The following is a 21807-nucleotide window of genomic DNA, read 5'->3' as shown; positions in this document are numbered from 1 at the left end:
ATGTCAGGGTCAAGAGGTAATTCACCCGTACGCCATGATCGGTTCCAGCGTACCCAGCCAGGCCACCACGGCGAGGATCGTAAGCACTGTGGACGTCTCCAGAATCAGGCTTTGCCGAAGACTACGTAACGCGGGGACCGGATTGCCGTTGGCGATGGCTGCACCAAGGGCGGGTGTCAGCCGCCAGCGGTTGACACCCGCCAGCATCAGCATTGCAGCAAACAGGGCGAGCTTGATAAGCAGGAGTTGGCCGTAGCGCGAAGCGAACAAGGCGTACGGATGCGGCAAGCCCATTAGGCTCAGGCTGTTGATGATGCCCGTGAGAACGATCAACCCGACCGCAAGCGTCCCAACCCGCGAGAATTGTTCAAGCGCCCGATGCGCGATCCTGATCTGCGCATCGGATTGCTGCGCCAATGGCTGAAAAAGCAGCCAGGCGAACGCTGCAATTCCGCCGATCCATACAGCCGCCGCCAGCATGTGGACGATGTCGCTCAGCCGGTGGAGCGTTCCAGTCCACCCTTCGGTTGCACCGGCATGGCCAGTCCAAACCAGCGTGGCGATGGCAAGCACAGCCGAGGCAAGCAGACAGTATCTTGCTAGGTGTGGGGTTCGGCCAAGCCCCAGGGCGGCAAGCAGGGCAATTGCAACTGCCACCATGCGCACAACCCAGGCGCTGCCGATGGCGCTCTGTGTAACGATTTCCCTGAAGGCCGAGCCATCTACTGCCCAGAGGCTTGTCCCGGTCATGGCTGCGACAAGTGCGATCATGCCGCCGCCGGACAGCAGCAGTCCGAGCAGCGAAAGGAGGAGGGCGGGTTTGGCCAGCGGCAGCAAGACAGTGCCTCGCTCCTCGGGTTTCAGCGCGTAAAGCGAGAAGGCCGTCACACCTGCCAGCACCATCAGGTCGGCGTAAAGCGCGAACCGGATGGCGATGACAGGCAGGTTGTCCATGTCTTCAGCGTACGGTGAAGCTGAAGTTGCCGCCCATGCGATGCGTGTCGGCTCCGGCCGCGCTCCAGGTCACGCGGTAAGTGCCGGCGGCGAGCGGCCGACGGAGCAGCAAAGTCATCGATTTCCGGTCATTGCCAAGCCGGGCGGTGAAACCCGTGATCGGCATCGGCGCATGGTTTGCCATACCCGGCATTCCCGTCATTGCGATCTCGGCCCGTGCCGTTGCGCCGATCACGGCCTCATTGAAGCGCAGTTCGACCTTCGTAGGTGCTACGACCGTTGCATTGGCGGTCGGGGTCGAGGACACAAGCTGCGTATGCGCGCTGGCAACCTGCGGGACGATGAGACCCAGAGCGGCGGCGGCGAGGGCAAGGCTGGTCAAACGCATCAGGAATCTCCTTGGAAACGGCTATCAGGTTGAAATACGCGGCCCGGAACAGCATCCCTCAAATTGGCCGGGTTCAATTTTTCTGAGGGATCGGGGATATGGCTGCGTATAGGATCACAAGACCTCGGGAGACCCACCATGTCCGACCTTGATCAGGCGCTCCGCTGCCTGGCCACACTTCCGGCCCCTTCGGAGCTGGCGACTATCGACGACGCAGTGCTTGCCGGACTGGCTGCGAGCCGCCGTGAGGCTGCGGCCGGGTCGCGGCTGATGGGTTTTGCCGCAGCCCTGGCGCTGGTGGTCGGCGTAGCGGGTGGTGGACTGGCGGGCGGCGAACCCGCCACAGCTCAGCCAATCTCACCCTTTGCGCCCGACAATCCCCTCGCACCTTCGACCTTGCTGGATGTCCACCCGTGAATTGGACCAGGCGGCTGATCCTGATCGCGTTTGTCGCATTCGCGGCGGCGCTGGGCGGAACTTATGCTGGCCGCGTCCTGTTCGCACCGGAAAGGCAGAGCGAGACCGAACTCCATGCGCTGCTGCACAGCGAGCTTGAACTCGATGCCGCACAGGAAGCAAAGATCGAAGCAATCGAGCAGCGTTTTGCCACCCGCCGCAAGGCGCTTGAGCTCGAGATGCGGGCGGCCAATGCCCACCTGGCCGAAGCGATGGAAGTGGAACATGGTTATGGTCCGGAAGTCACGGCCGCGATCGATCATACTCACAAGGTGATGGGTGAGATGCAAAAGGAGACGCTTGAGCATCTCTTTGCCATGCGCGCCGTCCTGAGGCCTGATCAGGCGGTCAAATTCGACAGGACTGTGACCAGAGCCCTGACCCCAGAAGTACGGTGAGCCTTTCGCTGTCAGAGGGGAGCGACGGCGAATTGGCCGCACTGGCGCTCGCTGGTCGGCAAGACGCCTATCGCGAACTGCTGGCGCGCCACCGTGAATCTGTATTTCGTCTGGTACGGGCATCCGTCGGCGATCCGCACGAGGCACTCGACATTACCCAGGAGACCTTCATCGCCGCGTTCTCGGCGCTTGGACGCTACGATCATGAGCGACCGTTCCTGGCCTGGCTTAAGCACATCGCGCTCAACAAGTGCCGGGACTGGGCAAGAAGGAGAAAGGTGCGTGCCTTCTTCACGCGCGCAATGCCGCTCGAGATGGCTTTCGATGTTTCGGACGATGCCATTTCCGCCGACGTACAAGCGGTGGACCGGGCCGAGCTGGCGCGCGTGACCGCGGCCATATCGCGCTTGCCATCCCGTCTGCGCGATGCCTTGGTCCTCCGCACGATCGATGGGCTCGGCCAGGCTGAAGCCGCAGAGGTGCTGGGTGTCAGCGAAAAAACGGTTGAGACCCGGCTCTACCGGGCGAGGGGAAAATTAAAAGCGATGCTTGGCGACCAGATCTGAGGGGTAAGGAAAGCGGCTGCGTAGAGAACTATGAAGCCGTCAATCGTACCGGACACCATTCATGCATTCTTTTGCGCTTAATCGCCGTACCCTCATTCGTTCGGCTGCCCTGGGGGGCGGGGGCCTCGCGCTTTCGGCAGTGCTCCCAGCCTGGGCGCGCAGCGGAACCTCTGGTCTTGGAGTCCCGATGGCCGAGGTGTCCGGGGAGCAAATCGCACTATCCATCGGTCATGCCTCGCTCCGTGTCGGCGGGCGTGACGGGCATGCCATCGGCATCAACGGTGCGACACCTGGCCCGGTTATCCGGTTAAAAGAGGGTCAGAAGGTTCGCCTCGCAGTGAACAACACGCTGAAGGAAGAAACCTCGATCCATTGGCACGGGCTGCTCGTGCCCTTCCAGATGGACGGCGTGCCGGGGGTGAGCTTTCCCGGGATCAAGGCCGGCCAGACTTTCGTCTATGAATTCCCCGTCCGGCAGTCCGGGACCTACTGGTATCACAGCCACTCGGGCATGCAGGAGGCGATGGGCATGTATGGCGCGATTGTGATCGATCCCGCAGCACCCGATCCAATTGCCTATGACCGCGAACACGTGATCATGCTCGCCGACTGGAGCTTCATGCACCCACACACGCAGCTGCGGAAGCTGAAGGCGCAGCCCGGCTACTTCAACCTGCAAAAGCAGACCCTCTCGGGACTACTTGCGGGAAAGGACCAGTCGGCCTCCGAACGGCGCATGTGGGCCGGGATGCGGATGGACCCGACCGACATTTCCGATGTCACCGGCGCCACTTATCATTTCATGGTCAACGGGCATGACAGCGCCGCGAACTGGACTGGACTGTTCGCACCCGGAGAGCGTGTGCGCCTGCGCATCATCAATGCTGCCGCCATGACCAACTTCAATGTCCGGATTCCGGGCCTTGCGATGACCGTGGTTGCCGCCGACGGGCAGAACGTGCAGCCAGTCGAGACCGACGAGTTCCAGATCGGCATCGCCGAGACCTATGACGTGATTGTCGTGCCCAGAGCCGACGAGGCCTATGGCTTCATCGCCGAAGCCATCGACCGCTCCGGTCAGGTGCGCGCCACGCTCGCCCCGCGCCTCGGCATGGTCGCGCCGATCCCGGCGATCCGCGAACGCCCGCTGCTGTCCATGCAAGACATGGGCATGGGCGATATGGCGGCACCCGGTGCCGATGCGAGTGCAACTGATCACGCAGCCATGGGCCACGCCATGCCCGGGATGGATCACGGCTCGATGAAGATGCGCGATCCCGCGGTCGCGCCGCAGGTCAAAATGGGACCAGGCGTTGCGACGCTTTCGCCAATGCCCATGGACCGCACGGGCGAACGTCCGACCGGCCTTGAGAAGGTCGATCACCGGGTGCTGACTTATCGTGACCTCAAAGCGCTGCCCCCCAATGCAGACAAGCGCACGCCGTCGCGAGAGATCGATATCCATCTGACCGCCAACATGGAGCGCTACATGTGGTCCTTCGATGGCGTAAAGTTCAGCGAGAACACCGAGCCGATCGCGTTCCGCCACATGGAGCGGGTGCGCGTCAATCTCATCAATGACACCATGATGCCCCATCCGATTCACCTGCACGGTCATTTCTTCGAACTGGTCACAGGTAATCCGGGTCATCATCCGCTGAAGCACACGGTCAATGTCTTGCCCGGTGGCAAGGTTTCGTTCGACCTGACGGCCGATGAACTCGGCGACTGGGCATTTCACTGTCACATGCTGCTGCACATGATGTCGGGGATGTTCCGGGTCGTGACCGTGCGCCATGAGGAGGACGCGGCATGAAGGCGACCCTTCTCATCAGCGCTGCTGTCTTGCTGGCAACGCCCGGCTTTGCGGGGGCTCAATCCACCATGCCAGGCATGGAAATGAAGGATGCGCCCGGCACAGTTGCTCGAGCCGAGGCCCCGCCGGCTGCAATGGACCATTCCGGCCATAGTCAGCCCGAAGCTGCAGTTCCCGCGCCTGTCGCAGTCGATCCCCATGCCGGACACGCTGCCGAGCCTAAGCCAGCCGGTCCGCCACGGCCTGAAGCCATCGATCACTCCGGCCATGATATGAATGCCATGGCGGGCATGTCCGAGGGTGATCCGGCTATCGGAACTGCTCCCGCCCCTGCGCCGCCAGGCGACCATGCCGCGGATACCGTGTTCGATCCCGCTGAGATGGCGCGCGCACGCGAAGCCCTACGGCGAGAGAATGGAGCCTTCAGCGGGTCGATGGTACTCTTCGATCTCGCCGAATTCCAGGCGCGCAAGGGCAGGGACGGTTATCGTTGGGCAGGCGAGGCCTGGTTCGGCGGTGACGTCGATCGCCTCCTGATCAAAACAGAGGGCGAGGGCGCATTCGGCGAGCCGATCGAGGATCTGGAAATCCAGGCACTCTATTCACGTGCCATCTCGCCGTTCTGGAATGCCCATGTCGGCTTGCGGCACGATATAGTGCCCAATCCCTCGCGGACTTATGCCGTGCTCGGGGTAGAGGGGATCGCGCCTTACTGGTTCCATTTGACGGGGCAGATGTTCCTCTCCGACAAGGGGGACATCCGGGCTCGCCTTGAGGGAAGCTACGATGAGCGGATCACCCAGCGCCTTATCTTCCAGCCTCGAGCGGAACTTAATTTCTCCGCTCAGGACATGCCCGTGATCGGGGTCGGATCAGGACTCACCGACTTCGAACTGGGTGCGCGCTTGCGCTATGAGATCCGACGCGAGCTCGCGCCCTATGTTGGCGTGGAATGGAGCCGGAAGGCGGGTGACACCGCGCGTTTGTCACGGCTCGCAGGAGAAGATCCAGATGCGGTCAGTTTTGTCGCTGGCGTCAGGGTCTGGTTCTGATTCTGATGGCAATGCACAATGACTTTGGCTGGACCGACGGGTCGCAACGGAGCAGGACTTGATCCTATGAAATCGGTCGTCGCTTTCATTGTTGCGCTAGCATTGGCGTTCGGCGCAGGACCGCTTTGCGCCGCCCCGGCAGCGGCTTCGATGCAGACCGCTAACATGGAATGCGGCGACATGCCGGGAAGCGGCGACCGCTCACATCATCATGGCGCACCGGACGTGGCGCGGGTCTGTCATGCGTGCCTCTTTGCTGCGCCTGCCATCGGCACCAATCTGAATGCCATACGATGGGATTGGATCGGCCCGGAGATCCGGGCGCCCCAAAGCCTGTCCGGATTGACGCCCGAGCCACCGACACCGCCCCCGCGCCAGCCGGTTTCCCGATCCGTTTCAATCTTATCTGGAGAATACACATGAAATCCAAGTATCTGCTGGGCGCCCTCGCGCTCTCGCTTTCTACTGCCGCGTTTGCAGCCGAGCCTGCACCGACGCCAGAAAAGCCGTGCTGTTGCTGCAAGAAGGACGAGCACGGCCAGATGGCCTGCTGCAAGGAGCATGGCGAGCAGGCTGGTGAGCATGCTGGTCACGACATGAGCGGCATGGATCACAAGTAAGCAATGGTGCGCGGAGGGTATTCAGCCACCCTCCGCGCATTGCCATGTGACTACCGGCAAAAGCGGATTTTGGCTGTAGTTGACGCCGTTGCGGTTCAGCGGCCACCCGCGGATGAGGAGATTACACATGCGAAAGCTGGTTCTGGCACTGGCGTTGTTTTCGACCCCCGCGCTCGCGGCAGGCGACATCCTGATGCATCGCGATCCGGGATGTGGGTGCTGCGAACAATGGGCGGCCCGGGTTCGCCAGGCCTTCGGCAGAAATGTGCGGATCGTCGATGACGCGAACCGTGCTGCCTTCCAGCGGCAGGCGGGTCTTCCTGCAAACCTGGCGTCATGCCACACTGCGATTGTCGACGGAATCGCCTTCGAGGGACACGTTCCGATTGTCGACATGCGCCGCGTGCTGGCGAACCGCCCGAAAGGTGTTCGCGGGCTTGCGGTCGCAGGCATGCCGATCGGTTCGCCAGGCATGGAGGTGCCGGGCGTTCGCGCGCAGCGGTATAACGTCATTGCATTCGGGGCCGCGCGCACCAGCGTATACGCACAGCATTAGTCGTCGCATTAGATGCCAGCGTCTTTATCTCTGCTCCCGCGAAACCCGGAGCACATCCGGGCAAATCGAATGAGCGCGGGGCAAGATGCTTCCGCGAGTTGTGTTACGTTTGGAGCGGGGGCTTTTTCGCCTTGATCGCGATGAAGGCCGCGCCTGCATTCGTCCTTCGCCAAGCCAGCCCGCTTCACGGCGATCTGTGATCTGGCCGAGGAGGCTGCAGCGCCAGCGCCTGGAGGCGTCACCGAGCGAATTGCCGTGCTCCTTCGCGGCCATAGTAAGCCCCGCAGGATTGCTATCACCCGGCGTCAGAACACCAGAACCTTGTCCGCCTGCAGCGTGCTATAGGCTAGCTCATCCATCGAGCTGCGCCTTGCCATCGAGCAGGACGGGCAGATAATGATCATCGCATCCGGAATTGGCATTTGGTCACCTCTGCCGCTGAGATGGGACCGCCGAACTCAAATATAAGTCGCAGGGCTGACGACTTTGAGAGTGCCGATTCGTGCCAGCCTTGGAAAGTGAGCTTGAGCTGGGCCGCAAAGCAACCCGCGGAACGGCCATTTTGCAGCTTTCGCTCACAAAATCAGTTTCAAGGAGCCTGCTACCTAGAGAGCTACCTAGCGCAATTCCGCCACGCGGCAGGTCTCTGCTGTCGCGCTGTAAGCATATGCTTTATAAGGAGAAAGTGGTGGACGCACTAGGGCTCGAACCTAGGACCCGCTGATTAAGAGTCAGCTGCTCTACCAACTGAGCTATGCGTCCACATGGCCTGCCGCGTTTGGCTGTGCCAGGGTTCCCGTCGCCGGGAGCGCTCCCTATAGCGTCGAAAATCCGGGTGAAAAGGGCTTTTTTTGCCGCGCCGCAAAAAATCGTGCGCGGCGTGTCAGGCTAGGGTGCCGGTGCCGCTGCGGCTCCAGTTGGCCACCGCCATGATCGTGCCGACGCAGATCATGTTGGTCATCATGGACGAGCCGCCGTGGCTCATGAAGGGCAGGGGGATCCCCACCACCGGGGCCAGGCCCATGACCATCATCAGGTTGATGCAGACATAGAAGAACATCGTGAAGACCATCCCGCCGGCGAGCAACTGGGCGAACCGGTCCGGCGCGGAAAGCGCGACCCGCCAGCCCCAGCCCAGCACCCAGGCGAAGGTGCCGATCACGAACAGCCCGCCCAGCATGCCCCATTCCTCGGCCATGGTGGCGAAGACGAAGTCGGTGTGCGCTTCCGGCAGGTAATCGAGGTGGCTTTGCGATCCGTTGCCGAAGCCCTTGCCCACCAGCCCGCCCGATCCGATCGCGATGGTCGATTGCAGGATGTGATACCCGGTCCCCAGCGGATCGGCTGCCGGATCGAGGAACACGAAGACGCGCTGGCGCTGGTAATCGTGGAGCAGGGTGAAGAAGGCGACCGGCGCCGCGACCAGCGCCGCCGTGCCTGCCGCGATGAACCACCACAGCGGCACCCCGGCCAGGAACACCACCACCACGGCGCCGAAGCTGATGGCCAGCCCGGTCCCCAGGTCGGGCTGGATCATCACCAGCCCGGCCGGCAGGACCAGCAGCGCCGCGGCGGGCACCAGCGCCCGCCAACTGGCCGTCATCGAGGGCGGCAGGTCATCGTAGAACCGGGCCAGCACCAGCACGATCACCGGCTTCATCAGCTCCGACGGCTGCAGCGTCATGAAGCCCAGGTTGAGCCAGCGCTGACTGCCTCCGCCGATCCCCCCGATCAGCTCGACCAGCACCAGCAGCAGCACGGTCAGACCATAGATCGGGTAGGCCAGTTGCTTGAAGGTGTCCTTGCGCACCCGGCTGATCACGATGGCCATGGCCAGAAACACGAAGAAGCGCAGGAAATGGGTCAGCGCCCACGGCCGCAGCGATCCGCCCGCGGCCGAATAGAGCACCGTCGCGCCAAAGGTGACCAGCGCCAGCAGGGGGAGAATCACGGTCCAGGGTTGCCGCGCGACGGGATCGGGGACCAGTCCGGTGCTCATGGCTGTCCTCCCTTCGGCGCGGTCACCGGCTCGGCAACGGCGGCGGGTTCGGCACCGGCGGCTGCGCGAGGCCTGGCCTCAGGCGTGGTCGCGGGCCGGGGATTGGCATCGCGCGGATCGGTCTGGGGCGGCTCCTCGCGAACCGTGTCGGGCGTGGTGCCCACGTTCTCGACCGGAGCCTCGGTGTTGTCGGCTTCGGTGATCGCTTGAGCCACGGCCTCGTCATCGCCCACGCTGGGCGCCCCGGTGCCGACCTTGGCGACATAGGCCCGATAGCGCGCCTCCATCCGTTCGGTCGGTGTGCCGCCCCAGGTCTTTTCCATGGCCAGCAGGGTGTCCCAGGCTCGGCCCGGATCGAACAGGAAGGTCAGCACGTCGCGCGCGATGGGCGCTGCGGCGCGGGCGCCGAAGGTGCCGTGTTCGACCACCACCGACACGGCATAACGCGGCGCGTCGGTGGGTGCATAGCCGATGAACAGCGAATGATCGCGCGATTTCCAGTCCCCCACGTGGCCGCGGCTGACCAGGGCGCGGACCTGCGCGGTCCCGGTCTTGCCGGCCATCTGCACGCCGGGAACAGCCAGCTTGCTGGCCACCGCGGTGCCGCGCCCGTTGACCACGCCGAACATGCCATCATGCGTGACCGCGAACTGTTCGGGTGTGAAGGGCAGGGCGGGCCCGAGCGGCTGCGGGCGGCCGTGGATCAGCGAGGGGTTGAGGGTACGGCCCGAGGCGATCCGCGCGGTCATCACCGCCAGCTGCAACGGCGAGACCGAGACATAGCCCTGGCCGATCGACGCGTTGAGCGAATCCGCCGCGGTCCATTCCTGCTTGTAGCGCCGCATCTTCCAGGCCGCGTCGGGGATCGTGCCATACCGCTGGCGGGTTCCCGGCAGATCGAATTCCTGACCCAGCCCGAGCAGCCGCGCCACGGGGGCGATCGCATCGTAACCGACGCGGTGGGCCATGGACCAGAAATAGGTGTTGCAGCTGTGTTCGATCGCCTGGCGCATGTCGACCGAGCCATGCACCGCGTCGCAGCGGAAGAACCGGCTGCCCAGGCGATAGCCCCCGGGGCACGAGACCCGCTCGGCCGGGTCGACGCCATGCTGCTGGAGGGCCAGGGTGGCCATCGGCTTCATCGTCGAGCCGGGCGGGTACAGCCCGCGCAAGGCCTTGTTGAGCAGCGGGATGTGATCATCCTCGTTCAGCATCTTCCACTGCAGCCGGCCGATCCCGCCGACGAAGCTGTTGGGATCGAAGGCCGGCATCGACACCAGCGCCAGGATCCCGCCGGTCTGGCAATCGATCACCACCACGGCGGCCGATTCCAGTCCGATGCGCCGCGCGGCATAGTCCTGTAGCTGTCCGTCGATGGTCAGCCGGATCGGGTTGCCGGGCACGTCCTCGCGCATCGACAGGTCCCGCACCACCCGGCCCGTGGCGGTCACCTCGGTCCGCCGCGCCCCCGGCACGCCGCGCAGGGTGGTCTCGAACTCCTTTTCCAGGCCGTCCTTGCCCACCTTGTAGCCGGGCGTGATCAGCAGGGGGTTGCGATCCACCTCGTAGTCCTCGGCCGAGGCCGGACCGACGTAGCCGATCAGGTGCGCGACGGCGGGCCCGGTCGGGTAATAGCGCAGGTAACCGCGCTGCGGGATGACCCCCGGCATTTCCGGCAGGCGCACGCTGATCGCCGAGAAGGTATCGAAATCGAGCTTGGCTGCGACCTCCACCGGCTGGAAACCGCGGCTCCGCTTGATCTTGTCCGACAGGTCCTGAAGCTGGACCGGGCTGAGCTTGAGCAGGCTGCCCAGCTCGCTGACGGTCCGTTCGGGGTCAACCAGACGCTCGGGCACAAGATCGACCCGAAAATCGGTGCGGTTGGTCGCCAGCGGGGTCCCGTGCCGATCGAGGATCCAGCCCCGGCGCGGGGGGATCAGCGACAGGTTGACGCGGTTGCTTTCGGCCAGGGTCTTGTAGCGTTCGTTCTGGAACAGCGCGATGTAGCCCATCCGCGCGGCCAGCAGCAGACCGATGCCGCCCTGGACCGATCCGATCACCACGGCCCGGCGATCGAAGCTGTTGGCCAAGGTGCCGGTGCTGATGTGGCGGCCCATGGTCTGGCGGGCCCGCTCGCGCCGACCGAACGGCCACATCACGCGATGCTCCGGAACCGGGCGAGGCGGAGCCGATCGCACAATGCGATGAACCGCTCCGAAAGGGGGAACAGCAGGATCGACAGGACCAGTTGCGGCCCCAGCACCTGCAGCAGAGGCAGGCTCTGCGGCGGGGCGGCAAGGATGCCGGACAGGACCAGGTAAACGCCGATGAACCCGGCGGCCACCGCCCAGTCGACGAGGTAGGAGCGCCAGGGGAAACGCTGCTCGACCAGATCGAGCGTGATCATCGCCACCGACCACAGGAACATGGCCGATCCCATCGGCTGGCCGGAATAGAGATCGTCCACCAGGCCCAGCGGCAGACCGGCCCAGACCGGCAGGAGCCCGGGGTGGAGCTGACGCCAGGCCAGCAGGATCATGAAGCCCAGCGGCGGAACCACCGGGGCCGCGGCGATCACCGGCATGGTCTGCATGATCGAGGCGAGGGCGACGGTCAGCCACGGCACGGCGCGGGCAAGCAGCGGCGAATGCACCCGGTTGATCTGGCGGCCGGGCTCAGCGAGGCCGAACGGCATCAGTCCGCCGCCCCTGCGGTGGCCGCCTTGGCGCCCGGCTTGCGCCGGGGCAGCGCCGCCGGTTCGGCGACAGGCGGCGCGGTCAGGGCTTCCGGCATGGCGGCGGCCTGCGCGAACACCGGATAGATCGCCACGTAGTCCACGGTGGCGGGATCGCCGAGCACCCGCGCAATCGCGCCGTCGCGCGTCACTTCGATCACGACGGCCACGGCGGTCCCCGGGGCGTAGAGCCCGCCCGAACCCGAGGTGACGAACACGTCCCCGGGCTTGATCGGGTTGATCCCCAGATTGATCAGGCGCAGCTGCAGCGTGCCGTCACCATGGCCCTGCGCCAGGGCCGCCACGCCATCGCGCGCGCGTTGCACCGGGACCAGGCTTTCCGGATCGGTCACCAGCAGCACGCGCGCGGTGGTCCGCGACACCTCGAGCACACGGCCGACCAGCCCGCGCGGCGTGCGCACCGGCATGCCCACGGCGATGCCCTGTCCGGCCCCGGCCGAAATGGTGGCGAAGCGGCGCGTGCTCGACGCGCTCGAGGCGATCATCCGCGCGAAGGCAATCGGACGGTCCGGTACCTCGCGCAGGGCGAGCAGCGCGCGCAGGTGGCGGTTCTCATCCTCCAGCGCCCGGGCTTCGGCCAGGCGAACCCGGGCCAGCTCCAGCTCGCGCTGCATCCGGGCGTGGCTGGCACCGCTGGTCAGATAGCCCGAAAGCACCGCCCCCAGATCATGCGCGCTCGCCCGGCCGGCGGCCATGGTGCGGCCCGCCGGCGCGACGACATCACCGGCAGCGCCGCGCAGGCCGGAAAAGGCGTCGCGGTTCATGAAGGCGACAACCAGCACCAGGGCACCCGCCAGCATCCCGGCGAATGCGGCCACGTAGCCGAGAAACGTCCCGTACTGCGCCCGCTTCGAAAAGCCCGAGCGCCGGGAAGTCGGCGGCGCCATGCGCTGCTCCTTCACTGTCCGGCCCGGGGGGGCGTCACCGGCCCGGCGACAGGCCGCGGTGCGGGTCTTCCCCCCGATCGGTTACGCAACCCGTTCGAACCCCGCTCAGGCGGTGGTCAGCACGCCCCGATAGATCGGGTCTTCCATCGCGCGCCCGGTTCCCAGCGCAACGCACGACAGCGGATCCTCGGCGATCGACACCGGCAGCCCGGTTTCCTCGCGGAGGAAATCGTCCAGCCCCTTGATCAGGGCCCCGCCGCCGGTCAGCACGATTCCCTGGTCGACGATGTCGGCGGCCAGCTCCGGCGCGGTGTTTTCCAGCGCGATGCGCACGCCTTCGACGATCGCACCGATCGGTTCGGACAGGGCCTCGGCGATGTTCGCCTGAGTGATGGTGATTTCCTTGGGCACGCCGTTGACCAGGTCACGGCCCTTGATGTGGATCGTCTCACCCACGCCGTCGGCCGGGATCACGGCCACGCCGTAGTCCTTCTTGATCCGCTCCGCCGTCGATTCGCCAATCAGCAGGTTGTGGTGGCGGCGGACGTAGGAGACGATCGCCTCGTCCATCTTGTCGCCGCCGACGCGGACCGAGGTGGTGTAGGCCAGCCCCCGCAGCGAGAGCACGGCGACCTCGGTGGTGCCGCCGCCGATATCGACCACCATCGAGCCAACCGGTTCGGTCACCGGCATGTCGGCGCCGATCGCGGCGGCCATCGGCTCGAGGATCAGGAACACCTGGCTGGCGCCGGCGTTCGACGCCGCGTCGCGGATCGCGCGACGTTCGACCGAGGTCGAGCCAGACGGCACGCAGATCACGATTTCCGGGTAACGGAACATCGATCGCTTGCCGTTCACCTTGCGGATGAAGTGCTTGATCATCTCCTCGGCGATTTCGATGTCGGCGATGACGCCGTCCCGCAGCGGGCGGATCGCCTCGATGTTGTCCGGGGTCTTGCCCATCATCATCTTGGCATCGTCACCCACGGCCTTGACCTTCTTGATGCCGTTGGTGGTCTCGATCGCCACGACCGAAGGCTCGTTCAGCACGATCCCGCGATCCTGCGCATAGACCAGCGTGTTGGCGGTGCCGAGGTCGATCGCGAGGTTCTGCGAGCCCAGCTTGAAGAATCGGGACATCATTGAGGACATCTAGGGATTTCCGTGCCTTCTTGGCTCAGCGGCGGTCCTTTCCGCGACCCGGAAAGCGCCTGCCTGTGGTTAGGGACGCGGCTCCTTAGCGCAGCGCTGCGGCAAAGGCCAAAATTTTGTCGCGAAAGGCGGGGACAGGCGGGACGGTCGGCTCGAATTCCGGCCGCTTCGTCGTTAGTTGGTGCCTTTCGCGTCCCTTACGTCCCAAGACAGCACGATGCCCACGATCCGCCGCCTGCCGGAGACCCTGATCAACCGCATCGCCGCGGGCGAGGTGGTCGAGCGTCCGGCGGCCGCCCTGAAGGAGCTGGTCGAGAACGCGATCGATGCCGGGGCGGGGCAGATCACGGTGCGGCTGGCCGGTGGCGGACTCGACCTGATCGAGGTCACGGATGACGGCTGCGGCATGGACCGGGCGGAGATGGCGCTCGCGCTGGAGCGCCACGCCACGTCCAAGCTGCCCGACGAGGCGATCGAGCTGGTCACCACCCTGGGTTTCCGCGGCGAGGCCTTGCCGTCGATCGCCAGCGTCGCCCGGCTGACCATCGAGAGCCGGCCCGGAAGCCATGCCGAGGGGTGGCAGCGGGTGGTCGATCACGGCGACGTGGTGCTGGACGGACCCGCCGCACTGCCGCCGGGCACCCGCATCCGCGTGACGGACCTGTTTGCCCGCATCCCAGCCCGCCGCAAGTTCCTCCGTTCCGCTCGCTCCGAATATGCCGCCTGCCTCGACGTCGTCCGCCGCCTGGCCATGGCGCGGCCCGACGTGGGCTTCGTGCTGGAGCACGACGGGCGCCGTGCCCTGGCGATCCAGGGGGGCGAGGGCCTCGCCCGGCGGGTCGCCCAGCTGGTCGCCCGCGAACTGGCCGACGAGGGCGTGGCGATCGAGGCGGAGCGGGGGTTCGGCACCGGCGCGGTCGCGCGGCTGACCGGCGTCGCGGGGCTGCCGACCTTCAATCGCGGGGTCGCCGATCACCAGTACCTGTTCGTCAATGGCCGCCCGGTGAAGGACCGCCTGCTGATCGGCGCGGTGCGCGGCGCCTATGCCGACATGCTGGCGCGCGATCGTCACGCCGTCCTGGCCCTGTTCCTGGAGGTTCCCCCCGAAGAGGTCGACGTCAACGTCCACCCGGCCAAGACCGAGGTGCGCTTCCGCGATCCCGCCTTCATCCGCGGGTTCCTGGTTTCCGGCCTGCGTCACGCGCTGGAGGGGGGCGCCGGACGCAGCGCGCAGCCCGCCTCGGTGGCGGCGATGGGCCAGTGGCAAGTCGAACCGCTCGGCCCTGCGGCCCCGCCTGTGCCTCCCGCGCCAGCGCTCGGTTCGCTCTTCGGGCGGGAGCATTCGGCCCCCTCGCCGCGTGTCCACGAGGCGGGGCTGGCCTGGCGCCAGTACGAGCGCGAGGTGATGTCTCCGGCCAGTTACACTTCGGGCGGTCTCACTTCGGCCGGTCTGGCTCCGGTTGGCCGGGCCGAACCGGCGATCGACCCGGGCCCGGGGGAAGGGGGCGACGATGCCGCCGCTTTCCCGCTCGGGGTTGCGCGCGGGCAGGTGGCGCAGACCTATATCGTGGCCGAAGCGGCCGACGGGCTGGTGATCGTCGATCAGCATGCCGCTCACGAACGGCTGGTGCTGGAACGGCTCAAGGCGGCCGGAGCGGGCGACCGACTGGCCGCAAGCCAGGCGCTGCTGATCCCCGAGGTGGTCGAGCTGGACGAGCCGGCCTGTGACCGGCTGGAGGACTGCGCCGCGGACCTTGCCCGGTTCGGCCTGGCGATCGAGCGGTTCGGGCCCGATGCCATGCTGGTCCGGGCGGTCCCCGCTCCCCTGGCCGGCGGCGACATCGCCGCGCTGGTGCGCGACATCGCCGACGATATCGCGCTGCACGGGACGGCGCTGCTGCTGGGCGAGCGGCTCGACCTCGTGCTGGCGACCATGGCCTGCCATGGATCCGTCCGGGCCGGTCGCGCGTTGTCCGTGGCAGAGATGAACGCCCTGCTTCGCGAAATGGAACGCACCCCCCGGTCGGGTCAGTGCAATCACGGCCGCCCGACCTGGGTGAAGCTGGCGCATGGCGACATCGAGAAACTGTTCGGCCGGGCCTGATGCCGGGCTTCCGGAGCTGGCTCGGCGCCTGCATCGGCGGGCTGCTCACCGCATGCCACCCGGCCGCCGACCCGGCCCGCCAGGCCCGGGACGATGCCCGAGCCATAGCGATGGTCGAAGCCGCCCAGAAGGTCCATCCGCCACCGGTCGCGCTGAGCCCGGAGCCCCTCGCAGAGCGCAATCCTGCCACTGACCGGTTCGGCGGACCGGCCTGCCGCTTCGCCTCGGCCAGCCAGCCCGGCACCCCGCCGATCCTGCTCGCCAACGGCCGGCGGGCGCTGGTCAAGGTGGCGGGGCGCGTAATGATCCTGGCGGCCGACGTGGGCAGCGCAGAACTCGTGCCCAGTCTGCGCGCCCATTATGTCGGCAAGAGCCACTCAATCACCCTGGCCCGCGCTGCCGGCGATGGCACCGCGCTGGGCGTCGAGAGCCTCGCCTGGCCCGCAGTCCTGACGATCCGCGACGCGTGGGACCAGATCGTCTTCACCGCGCCCGGCATGCTACGCTGTTGAGCGAAAGCTTTGACCGGGCGCGTTGAGCGGAGCGGACGGGGCCGGGCGTCCTATCGACCGATCCGGATCCGGGCGAAGAGGGTGGCCTGGACCGGGGTCCGGCCATAAGCGGCCGACAGGCTGGCCGGCTTGGCGAAGGTGCTCACCGTGGCGCCCAGCGCCATTTCGCCCACTGCCGTCGGCACCAGTCGGGCATAGCCGGCCTGGAGCTTGGTCACCCGTTCGGCATGCTCGTGATCGCCGGTGCCCTTGGCGTGATCGGGAAAGAGCTCGTCATTGCCGACGTTCTCGATCCGGCCGAACAGGGCGTTGTGCGGACCCAGCTTCCAGTTGGCTTCGGCGATCATCGCGGTCAGCGTCTCTCCGGGCACCCGCCGCTTGGCGCTGAAGGCCAGCATGGCGGAGAGGCGCCGACCGTCGGCATAGTGGGCCGAGGCGGTGAAGCGCCGCTCGTCCTCGCCGGGATGGGTCGCCTCCGGCTCCTTGATCTGGCCATAGCTCGCCTGGATCGCCCAGCGCGGAGACGGCGTCAGCGTGCCGCGGACCGACCAGGAATCGAGCTTGCCGGTTTCGATGTTCCACCGCCGCTCGTCCGGCTCGCGCCCGCGGAAGGCCGAGGCCTCAATCTGGAACAGCCGGCTCGTCACCCCGGCGGTCACCACGCCATAGGTGATGTGGGTGGAATCGAACCAGTGGTGCGTGATCGGCGGCTCGGGGTTATAGATCGCCGAGCCGCGCATCATGAACATGCTCGGCCCCAGCGCCGGCTCGCCAGCCGGTCCGCCATAGAGAAACAGCGCCGTGTCCGGAGCCACGTTCACGTCGACCCGGGCCGACAGCTCCATCACCAGATCGTGCGGATGCTGACGGTCGACCAGGGGCTTGCCGTAAGCGGTCTCACCCGTGGCGAAGAGGTTGGGATAGCCATCGCGGCGCAGCGTGGGCTCGTGGCTCAGCATGGTGCGGACCTGCACCTTGCCCCAGCCCGTGGCGCGGCTCACCGTGCCCATCAGCATCGAGGTGGTGTAGAGCTTGTCACTGCCTCGCGGGCCGCTGGCGGCCGTGTACTGGGCCGAGGCGATGCCATGGAGCATGACCATCCAGTCGCCGGCCATAAGGTGAAAGGCCGGACCATGCGGCTCGGCCCCGGGCAGGCGAGCCGTGCCCGATCCGGTGGAGAACGCCGGGCTCGCCCCCGCACCTGGCCTGCCGGACTGGTTCATGCCCGAGTGGTCCATCTGCGGATGGCCCATCCTGGAATGGTCCATCCGGGAATGGTCTTGAGGGGAAGGGGTAGCCTGCTGACCATGGGCAACAGCGGGAAGGGCGGTGGCGCAGGCCAGCGCCACCAACGTGGTACGAAGCATGGAAAATCAATCCTGTCTTTGAAAGCGTGGGGCACGCCGGGGCGTGCGCGGCGATCAGGACAGGGGCCGCGGAGGCGGTGTTTCGGGCGCGGGGCGATGGCCGACCATCGCCGCCAACCGGGGAGCGATCAGCGGCAGCGCGGGCAGGGCAACCAGCCCGGCTGGCGGGGGCAAGGGTTCGCGCAGGGCGGCGCAGCCGAGGCAGTCCTGCATGGGGGCGGCCTTGGCGGGCGCTTGCGGCGCCTGCTGATGATGGTCCCCGTGTCGGTGGTGCGCGGTCATCGCCGCAGGCTGCGCCATGGTGGCGCAATGCAGCGGCGCCGCCATGGCCGGCAGGGCAAGGCCGAAGATCAGCAGGAAGGCCAGCAGGTGGCGGAACATGGGGGTCCTATAGGCCCACGCCGTGTTTCGGGGAAGGGGGGAGGGACGAAGGTTCACCACTGCGGCAGACGCTGCGCCAGCCATTCAGCCAGCCACCACAGCGCGGGCTTGGTGAAAAACAACAGGATCAGCGCGGAGAGGGCACCCGCGACCAGGATGCGCCCCCGGGCCTGACCCCGGACCCGGGTCCCACCGATCCGCAGCGGACGACCGGAGCGCCAGGCAATCCAGTAAGGTGCCACCACCGCAGCCATGAACGGGATCAGCAGCAAAACCGACCACGACACGCGCGGAAACAGCATGCCCAGCAGGATCACGAGGAAGAGCGTGGGGGCGATCGCCCCGAGCAGCATCGGAACCAGTGCTTCCAGATCGGCCCGGTCGGCCTCTTCGGCAGTGACGGGGATAGTCACATCCGCAAACCCGAAGGCGGAGCTGTCACCCGCGCAGTCGGCACTCACGCCCGCATCCGAGGTTCCACAATCCATCGAACGCCATCCCGATCGATCAGCCCGGCCGGGATATAGCGCCTTAGACGTTGAACTTGAAGTGCATCACGTCACCGTCCTGCACCACGTACTCCTTGCCTTCCTGGCGCAGTTTGCCGGCATCCTTCGCCCCGGTTTCACCACCCAGGGCGACATAGTCGGCATAGGCGATCGTTTCGGCGCGAATGAACCCGCGCTGCATGTCGGAATGGATCTCGCCCGCCGCTTCGGGGGCCTTGGCGCCCTGGTGGACGGTCCAGGCGCGCGCCTCCTTCGGCCCCACGGTGAAGAAGGTGAGCAGGTGCAGCAGGTCGTAACCGGCCCGGATCACCCGGGCCAGCCCGGTTTCATGCAGCCCCATCTCCTCAAGGAACGCGAGCCGCTCCTCGGCATCCATTCCGACCAGATCGGCCTCGATCGCGGCCGAGACGATCACCGCATTGGCGCCCTCGGCCTTGGCCTTTTCGAACACGCGGGCAGAGAAGGCGTTGCCTTCGGCCGCGCTCTCTTCCTCGACATTGCAGACATAGAGCACGGGCTTGGCGGTGAGCAGCTGGGCCTGGCGAAACACCCGCGCCTCTTCATCGTCCTTCGGCTGGGTCAGCCGGGCGGGCTTGCCCTCGCGCAGCAGCTCGAGCGCCTGGCCCAGCACCGAGGCGATGATCTTGTTTTCCTTGTCCCCGGCCGCCGCCTTCTTCTGGGCCGCGGGCACGCGCTTTTCCAGGCTTTCCAGATCGGCCAGCATCAGCTCGGTCTCGACCGTGTCGGCATCCGAGATCGGATCGACCTTGTTGTCGACGTGCTGGATGTCGTCGTTCTCGAAGCAGCGCAGCACGTGGACGATCGCATCGACCTCGCGGATGTTGCCAAGGAACTGGTTGCCCAGGCCCTCGCCCTTGCTGGCCCCGCGCACCAGTCCCGCAATGTCGACAAAGCCCAACTGGGTCGGAATGATCTTCGCGCTGCCGGCGATGCGGGCCAGTTCGTCCAGACGCGGGTCGGGCACGCCGACATTGCCCACGTTCGGTTCGATCGTGCAGAACGGATAGTTCGCCGCCTGCGCCGCCTGCGTTTCGGTCAGCGCATTGAACAGCGTCGACTTGCCGACATTCGGCAGCCCGACAATCCCGCAACGAAAGCCCATGGTTTACTCCGGAAATCCAGTTTGCCGGGCCCATAGAGGGGAAGGGGTGCGGTTGCAAACACGGGCTTGAGCGCCGGCTGCCGTCCCCTCGGCAGCGCCGCCTGTTGATCAACCGATCGGAAGCATTTGCCTGCTATGGCTGCCGCCATGAGACCGATGCTGCGACCCGTCATCATGGCTGCCGGCCTGCTGCTGCTGAGCGCCTGCGGTGCTTCCACCGATCCCGACACGCTCCTGGCCCATGCCCGCGAGGCCTATGCCGCCGAAAGCGACCAGGCAGCGCGGATCGATCTGCTGCAATTGCTCAAGCAGCGCCCGGACGACCCCGGCGCGCTCGCCCTGCTGGCCCAGGTCCAGGTCCGCCTGGGGGATGGCGAGGGCGCGATCGCCACGCTGGACAAGCTTGGTCCCCAGGCGACCGGCACGCCCGACATGGTCCGCCTGCGGGCCGAGGCCGAGCTGCTGCGCGGCCAGCCCGAACGGGCCGTCGCCCTGCTCGCCCGGGACCAGAGCCCGGCCGCATGGCGGATCCGGGCCGGGGCCGCTCTGGCCAGGGAGGACCAGCCCGGCGCCTTGTCCGCCTATGCCGCCGGCGCCGCGGCTGGCTACGACATGCGGTTGCTGATCGCCTATGCCCGACTGCTCATGGATGGCGAGGACTGGCCGGCTGCCGAGCGCCTGCTCGCGCAGCTCAAGCAGCGTGACGCGAAGGCCCTGTCGGTGCAGTTGCTCGAGGGCGATCTGCTGGCCGCGCAGGACCGCCAGGACGAGGCGCGCAAGGTATTCGCTGCGGCAGCCCAGCAGGCCCCGACCCGGGTCGAGCCGCTGCTCGGCCAGGCGGCCCTGGCCGATGCCGCCGGTCGCGACGACGAGGTCGAGCGTCTGGTCAAGGCCGCCGAAGCGATCGCGCCGGACGACGTCCGGGTGCGCGAATGGGTGGTGCAGGTGGCCCAGCTCAAGGGCGATTGGGCCACGGTGCGCGAACGGCTCGCTCCTTACGAGGCTTCGCTCGATCCGCGCTCGGCCGATGGCCTGGCCTATGCCGAGGCGCTGCTCAACCTGGGGCAGCCCGAACAGGCTCGCGCCCTGTTCCGCCGGGCGCTCGCCGCCTCGCCGCAGAACCCCTACTCGCGCCTGATGCTGGCCGAGGCGCAGCTTGCCACCGGAGATGCCCGGACCGCGCTGGAGACAATCCGGCCGCTGGCCAAGGCTGCCGCCGCCGGGGAGCGCGAGCTCGATCTGGCGGAGCGGGCTGCCCGGGCGGCAGGATCGCCCGAGGCCGCCGGCTTCGCCCAGCGCCGGTCAGGCCTTGCGGAGACGCAGCGCCTGATGCGCCAGGGCGAGGATGCCGCGGCGCGCGGGCAATGGCCGGCGGCCGTCGCGGCTTACTCGGCGCTCAAGGCGCGCGGCGAAGATGCCGAAGTGCTGCGGCGCCTGGCCATCGCGGCAAGCCGTTCGGGCCAGCATGATCTGGCGATCGCCTCGGCGGACCGCGCCATGGCGCTGGATGCGACGAACCCCGACATGCAGTTCGCTGCCGGGGTCGTTCGATTGGATGCGGGTCGGGATGCGCCCCGCGGGCTGGCCTTGATCGAGGCCGCCCTGGTCGCCGACCCGAAGAACACCGTGTTCAGGGCCCGGCTGGCCCGCGCCAAGGCGGCGGGGCTGCGTCCGGAGGGCTGAGCCCCGCCCGGCGGGCAGGGCTTCAGCTCAGGCGGCGCCGTTGCCCTGACGGCGGCGGCTCATGCCCAGCCCGACCAGGGTCAGACCCATCAGACCCAGCATGCCCGGCTCGGGAACCTTGGTCCCGCCGGTCGAGGTGCTCGACGTGGTCGACGAGCTCGAACCACCCGAAGAGGTCGAGGTGCCACCCGACGACGAACCGCCCGACGAAGACCCGCCGCTCGACGACGAGCTGGTCGAGCTGGTGCTGGTGCTCGAGCTCGAGCTGCTGCCGCCGCAGTTCTTCGAACCGGCCGAGTGGCCGCAGCGGCAATAGTGCTTGTGCTTCGAACCGGTGGCCATGGCCGGGGTCGAAACCGTGGCAGCGAGTGCCAGGAGGGCGATCAGGGTGCGCTTCATCTTAGAGTCGGTTTCGAAACTCACGCTGAGCGTGCCAGTCGGCGGATCATGAGCATGGCAGCGGCGGCGTAGAGGAATGCTGCTGCGGATTTGAGGGTTGCCTCGACATCCTTGGCCAGGCGACGATTTC

24 protein-coding genes, 1 tRNA gene and 1 pseudogene are annotated in these 21807 nt (G+C 66.8%); 12 read left to right on the top strand and 14 right to left on the bottom strand.

All coding sequences use genetic code 11. The annotated features are described in order from the left end of the window. Positions 1–21 precede the first annotated feature (21 nt). Together copD and copC are read right to left on the bottom strand one after the other, a co-directional pair. The gene (gene copD, locus H7F49_RS13140) at positions 22–954 is read right to left on the bottom strand and encodes a copper homeostasis membrane protein CopD (RefSeq protein WP_011445789.1); all 933 of its coding nucleotides are present in this window, start codon (positions 952–954) and stop codon (positions 22–24) included. A gap of 4 nt (positions 955–958) precedes the next feature. After that, positions 959–1342, bottom strand: coding sequence for a copper homeostasis periplasmic binding protein CopC (copC, locus tag H7F49_RS13135; RefSeq protein WP_011445788.1), 384 nt, complete (start codon positions 1340–1342; stop codon positions 959–961). 138 nt (positions 1343–1480) lie between these two features. Between copC and H7F49_RS13130 the strand changes: the two genes are divergently transcribed. The 8 genes from H7F49_RS13130 to H7F49_RS13095 all read left to right on the top strand — a co-directional run bounded on the left by H7F49_RS13130 (position 1481) and on the right by H7F49_RS13095 (position 6806). Continuing rightward, positions 1481–1759, top strand: coding sequence for a hypothetical protein (locus H7F49_RS13130; RefSeq protein WP_011445787.1), 279 nt, complete (start codon positions 1481–1483; stop codon positions 1757–1759). Next, positions 1756–2196, top strand: a complete 441-nt coding sequence (locus H7F49_RS13125) for a Spy/CpxP family protein refolding chaperone (protein ID WP_011445786.1) — start codon at positions 1756–1758, stop codon at positions 2194–2196. Before H7F49_RS13130 ends, H7F49_RS13125 begins: the two co-directional genes overlap by 4 nt. Continuing rightward, on the top strand, positions 2193–2762 hold the full coding sequence (locus tag H7F49_RS13120) for an RNA polymerase sigma factor (protein ID WP_041550296.1): 570 nt from the start codon (positions 2193–2195) through the stop codon (positions 2760–2762). Before H7F49_RS13125 ends, H7F49_RS13120 begins: the two co-directional genes overlap by 4 nt. Positions 2763–2823: 61 nt before the next feature. Continuing rightward, entirely contained in the window at positions 2824–4578 is a 1755-nt protein-coding gene (locus H7F49_RS13115) for a copper resistance system multicopper oxidase (protein ID WP_185684050.1), read from the top strand. After that, on the top strand, positions 4575–5630 hold the full coding sequence (locus H7F49_RS13110; protein ID WP_011445783.1) for a copper resistance protein B: 1056 nt from the start codon (positions 4575–4577) through the stop codon (positions 5628–5630). Before H7F49_RS13115 ends, H7F49_RS13110 begins: the two co-directional genes overlap by 4 nt. A gap of 66 nt (positions 5631–5696) precedes the next feature. Then, positions 5697–6053: a hypothetical protein gene (locus H7F49_RS13105; protein ID WP_143004953.1), complete on the top strand. Its 357-nt coding sequence runs from the start codon at positions 5697–5699 to the stop codon at positions 6051–6053. Continuing rightward, a complete protein-coding gene (locus H7F49_RS13100; RefSeq protein WP_041550295.1) occupies positions 6050–6250 on the top strand; it encodes a hypothetical protein in 201 nt (66 codons plus the stop codon). The genes H7F49_RS13105 and H7F49_RS13100 overlap by 4 nt, the downstream gene beginning before the upstream one ends. Before the next feature lie 127 nt (positions 6251–6377). After that, positions 6378–6806 carry a DUF411 domain-containing protein gene (locus tag H7F49_RS13095; RefSeq protein WP_185684049.1) on the top strand — a complete coding sequence of 143 codons (429 nt, stop codon included), beginning with the start codon at positions 6378–6380 and terminating at the stop codon, positions 6804–6806. A gap of 686 nt (positions 6807–7492) precedes the next feature. Here the strand turns inward: H7F49_RS13095 and H7F49_RS13090 are convergent. The 6 genes from H7F49_RS13090 to H7F49_RS13065 form a co-directional block, all read right to left on the bottom strand. Next, positions 7493–7568, bottom strand: a tRNA-Lys gene (locus H7F49_RS13090). 121 nt (positions 7569–7689) lie between these two features. After that, the gene (gene rodA, locus H7F49_RS13085) at positions 7690–8805 is read right to left on the bottom strand and encodes a rod shape-determining protein RodA (protein WP_185684048.1); all 1116 of its coding nucleotides are present in this window, start codon (positions 8803–8805) and stop codon (positions 7690–7692) included. Continuing rightward, positions 8802–10961 carry a penicillin-binding protein 2 gene (gene mrdA, locus H7F49_RS13080; RefSeq protein WP_235982147.1) on the bottom strand — a complete coding sequence of 720 codons (2160 nt, stop codon included), beginning with the start codon at positions 10959–10961 and terminating at the stop codon, positions 8802–8804. Before mrdA ends, rodA begins: the two co-directional genes overlap by 4 nt. Continuing rightward, positions 10961–11500 carry a rod shape-determining protein MreD gene (gene mreD, locus H7F49_RS13075; RefSeq protein WP_185684047.1) on the bottom strand — a complete coding sequence of 180 codons (540 nt, stop codon included), beginning with the start codon at positions 11498–11500 and terminating at the stop codon, positions 10961–10963. The genes mrdA and mreD overlap by 1 nt, the downstream gene beginning before the upstream one ends. Next, complete coding sequence (mreC, locus tag H7F49_RS13070; RefSeq protein ID WP_185684046.1) at positions 11500–12447, bottom strand: rod shape-determining protein MreC; 948 nt, start codon at positions 12445–12447, stop codon at positions 11500–11502. Before mreC ends, mreD begins: the two co-directional genes overlap by 1 nt. Positions 12448–12552: 105 nt before the next feature. Then, the gene (locus tag H7F49_RS13065; RefSeq protein ID WP_280529599.1) at positions 12553–13599 is read right to left on the bottom strand and encodes a rod shape-determining protein; all 1047 of its coding nucleotides are present in this window, start codon (positions 13597–13599) and stop codon (positions 12553–12555) included. Between the two features lie 217 nt (positions 13600–13816). Between H7F49_RS13065 and mutL the strand changes: the two genes are divergently transcribed. Further along, positions 13817–15703 (top strand): DNA mismatch repair endonuclease MutL, encoded by a 1887-nt coding sequence (gene mutL, locus H7F49_RS13060; RefSeq protein ID WP_185684044.1) that lies wholly within the window; start codon positions 13817–13819, stop codon positions 15701–15703. Next, positions 15703–16215 (top strand): hypothetical protein, encoded by a 513-nt coding sequence (locus tag H7F49_RS13055; protein WP_185684043.1) that lies wholly within the window; start codon positions 15703–15705, stop codon positions 16213–16215. Before mutL ends, H7F49_RS13055 begins: the two co-directional genes overlap by 1 nt. 50 nt (positions 16216–16265) lie before the next feature. On the opposite strand, the gene H7F49_RS13050 is transcribed toward H7F49_RS13055, so the two are convergent. From H7F49_RS13050 to ychF, 4 genes are all read right to left on the bottom strand, one after another. Further along, on the bottom strand, positions 16266–17483 hold the full coding sequence (locus H7F49_RS13050; protein WP_235982146.1) for a hypothetical protein: 1218 nt from the start codon (positions 17481–17483) through the stop codon (positions 16266–16268). Positions 17484–17636: 153 nt separating this feature from the next. Continuing rightward, on the bottom strand, positions 17637–17963 hold the full coding sequence (locus H7F49_RS13045) for a hypothetical protein (RefSeq protein WP_185684041.1): 327 nt from the start codon (positions 17961–17963) through the stop codon (positions 17637–17639). A gap of 53 nt (positions 17964–18016) precedes the next feature. After that, positions 18017–18424 carry a hypothetical protein gene (locus tag H7F49_RS13040; RefSeq protein WP_185684040.1) on the bottom strand — a complete coding sequence of 136 codons (408 nt, stop codon included), beginning with the start codon at positions 18422–18424 and terminating at the stop codon, positions 18017–18019. Between the two features lie 70 nt (positions 18425–18494). Continuing rightward, positions 18495–19595, bottom strand: coding sequence for a redox-regulated ATPase YchF (ychF, locus tag H7F49_RS13035; RefSeq protein WP_185684039.1), 1101 nt, complete (start codon positions 19593–19595; stop codon positions 18495–18497). Positions 19596–19751: 156 nt separating this feature from the next. Here ychF and H7F49_RS13030 point away from each other — a divergent pair, with 156 nt between their 5' ends. After that, positions 19752–21278: a tetratricopeptide repeat protein gene (locus tag H7F49_RS13030; protein WP_185684038.1), complete on the top strand. Its 1527-nt coding sequence runs from the start codon at positions 19752–19754 to the stop codon at positions 21276–21278. A gap of 27 nt (positions 21279–21305) precedes the next feature. Here the strand turns inward: H7F49_RS13030 and H7F49_RS19595 are convergent, their stop codons facing one another. Continuing rightward, complete coding sequence (locus H7F49_RS19595) at positions 21306–21368, bottom strand: hypothetical protein (protein ID WP_235982153.1); 63 nt, start codon at positions 21366–21368, stop codon at positions 21306–21308. A gap of 10 nt (positions 21369–21378) precedes the next feature. On the opposite strand from H7F49_RS19595, the gene H7F49_RS19590 reads away from it, so the two are divergent. Further along, positions 21379–21594: a hypothetical protein gene (locus H7F49_RS19590; RefSeq protein ID WP_235982156.1), complete on the top strand. Its 216-nt coding sequence runs from the start codon at positions 21379–21381 to the stop codon at positions 21592–21594. A 103-nt stretch (positions 21595–21697) separates the two neighbouring features. Here H7F49_RS19590 and H7F49_RS13020 read toward each other — a convergent pair. Then, positions 21698–21807: pseudogene (locus H7F49_RS13020) on the bottom strand (IS5/IS1182 family transposase); the annotation flags it as partial.

The organism is Novosphingobium aerophilum, from assembly GCF_014230305.1.
Taxonomy (GTDB): domain Bacteria; phylum Pseudomonadota; class Alphaproteobacteria; order Sphingomonadales; family Sphingomonadaceae; genus Novosphingobium; species Novosphingobium aerophilum.
The sequence above is the reverse complement of the archived record's forward strand: the minus strand, read 5'-3'. Positions and strand labels throughout refer to the sequence as shown.

Coding starts and splice junctions, on each gene's coding strand:
- copD (WP_011445789.1), bottom strand. CDS start 954: ATGGACAACCTGCCTGTCATCGCCATCCGGTTCGCGCTTTACGCCGAC.
- copC (WP_011445788.1), bottom strand. CDS start 1,342: ATGCGTTTGACCAGCCTTGCCCTCGCCGCCGCCGCTCTGGGTCTCATC.
- H7F49_RS13130 (WP_011445787.1), top strand. CDS start 1,481: ATGTCCGACCTTGATCAGGCGCTCCGCTGCCTGGCCACACTTCCGGCC.
- H7F49_RS13115 (WP_185684050.1), top strand. CDS start 2,824: ATGCATTCTTTTGCGCTTAATCGCCGTACCCTCATTCGTTCGGCTGCC.
- H7F49_RS13110 (WP_011445783.1), top strand. CDS start 4,575: ATGAAGGCGACCCTTCTCATCAGCGCTGCTGTCTTGCTGGCAACGCCC.
- H7F49_RS13105 (WP_143004953.1), top strand. CDS start 5,697: ATGAAATCGGTCGTCGCTTTCATTGTTGCGCTAGCATTGGCGTTCGGC.
- H7F49_RS13100 (WP_041550295.1), top strand. CDS start 6,050: ATGAAATCCAAGTATCTGCTGGGCGCCCTCGCGCTCTCGCTTTCTACT.
- H7F49_RS13095 (WP_185684049.1), top strand. CDS start 6,378: ATGCGAAAGCTGGTTCTGGCACTGGCGTTGTTTTCGACCCCCGCGCTC.
- rodA (WP_185684048.1), bottom strand. CDS start 8,805: ATGAGCACCGGACTGGTCCCCGATCCCGTCGCGCGGCAACCCTGGACC.
- mrdA (WP_235982147.1), bottom strand. CDS start 10,961: ATGTGGCCGTTCGGTCGGCGCGAGCGGGCCCGCCAGACCATGGGCCGC.
- mreD (WP_185684047.1), bottom strand. CDS start 11,500: ATGCCGTTCGGCCTCGCTGAGCCCGGCCGCCAGATCAACCGGGTGCAT.
- mreC (WP_185684046.1), bottom strand. CDS start 12,447: ATGGCGCCGCCGACTTCCCGGCGCTCGGGCTTTTCGAAGCGGGCGCAG.
- H7F49_RS13065 (WP_280529599.1), bottom strand. CDS start 13,599: ATGTCCTCAATGATGTCCCGATTCTTCAAGCTGGGCTCGCAGAACCTC.
- mutL (WP_185684044.1), top strand. CDS start 13,817: ATGCCCACGATCCGCCGCCTGCCGGAGACCCTGATCAACCGCATCGCC.
- H7F49_RS13055 (WP_185684043.1), top strand. CDS start 15,703: ATGCCGGGCTTCCGGAGCTGGCTCGGCGCCTGCATCGGCGGGCTGCTC.
- H7F49_RS13050 (WP_235982146.1), bottom strand. CDS start 17,483: ATGGACCATTCCAGGATGGGCCATCCGCAGATGGACCACTCGGGCATG.
- H7F49_RS13045 (WP_185684041.1), bottom strand. CDS start 17,963: ATGTTCCGCCACCTGCTGGCCTTCCTGCTGATCTTCGGCCTTGCCCTG.
- ychF (WP_185684039.1), bottom strand. CDS start 19,595: ATGGGCTTTCGTTGCGGGATTGTCGGGCTGCCGAATGTCGGCAAGTCG.
- H7F49_RS13030 (WP_185684038.1), top strand. CDS start 19,752: ATGCTGCGACCCGTCATCATGGCTGCCGGCCTGCTGCTGCTGAGCGCC.
- H7F49_RS19590 (WP_235982156.1), top strand. CDS start 21,379: ATGCCCGGCTCGGGAACCTTGGTCCCGCCGGTCGAGGTGCTCGACGTG.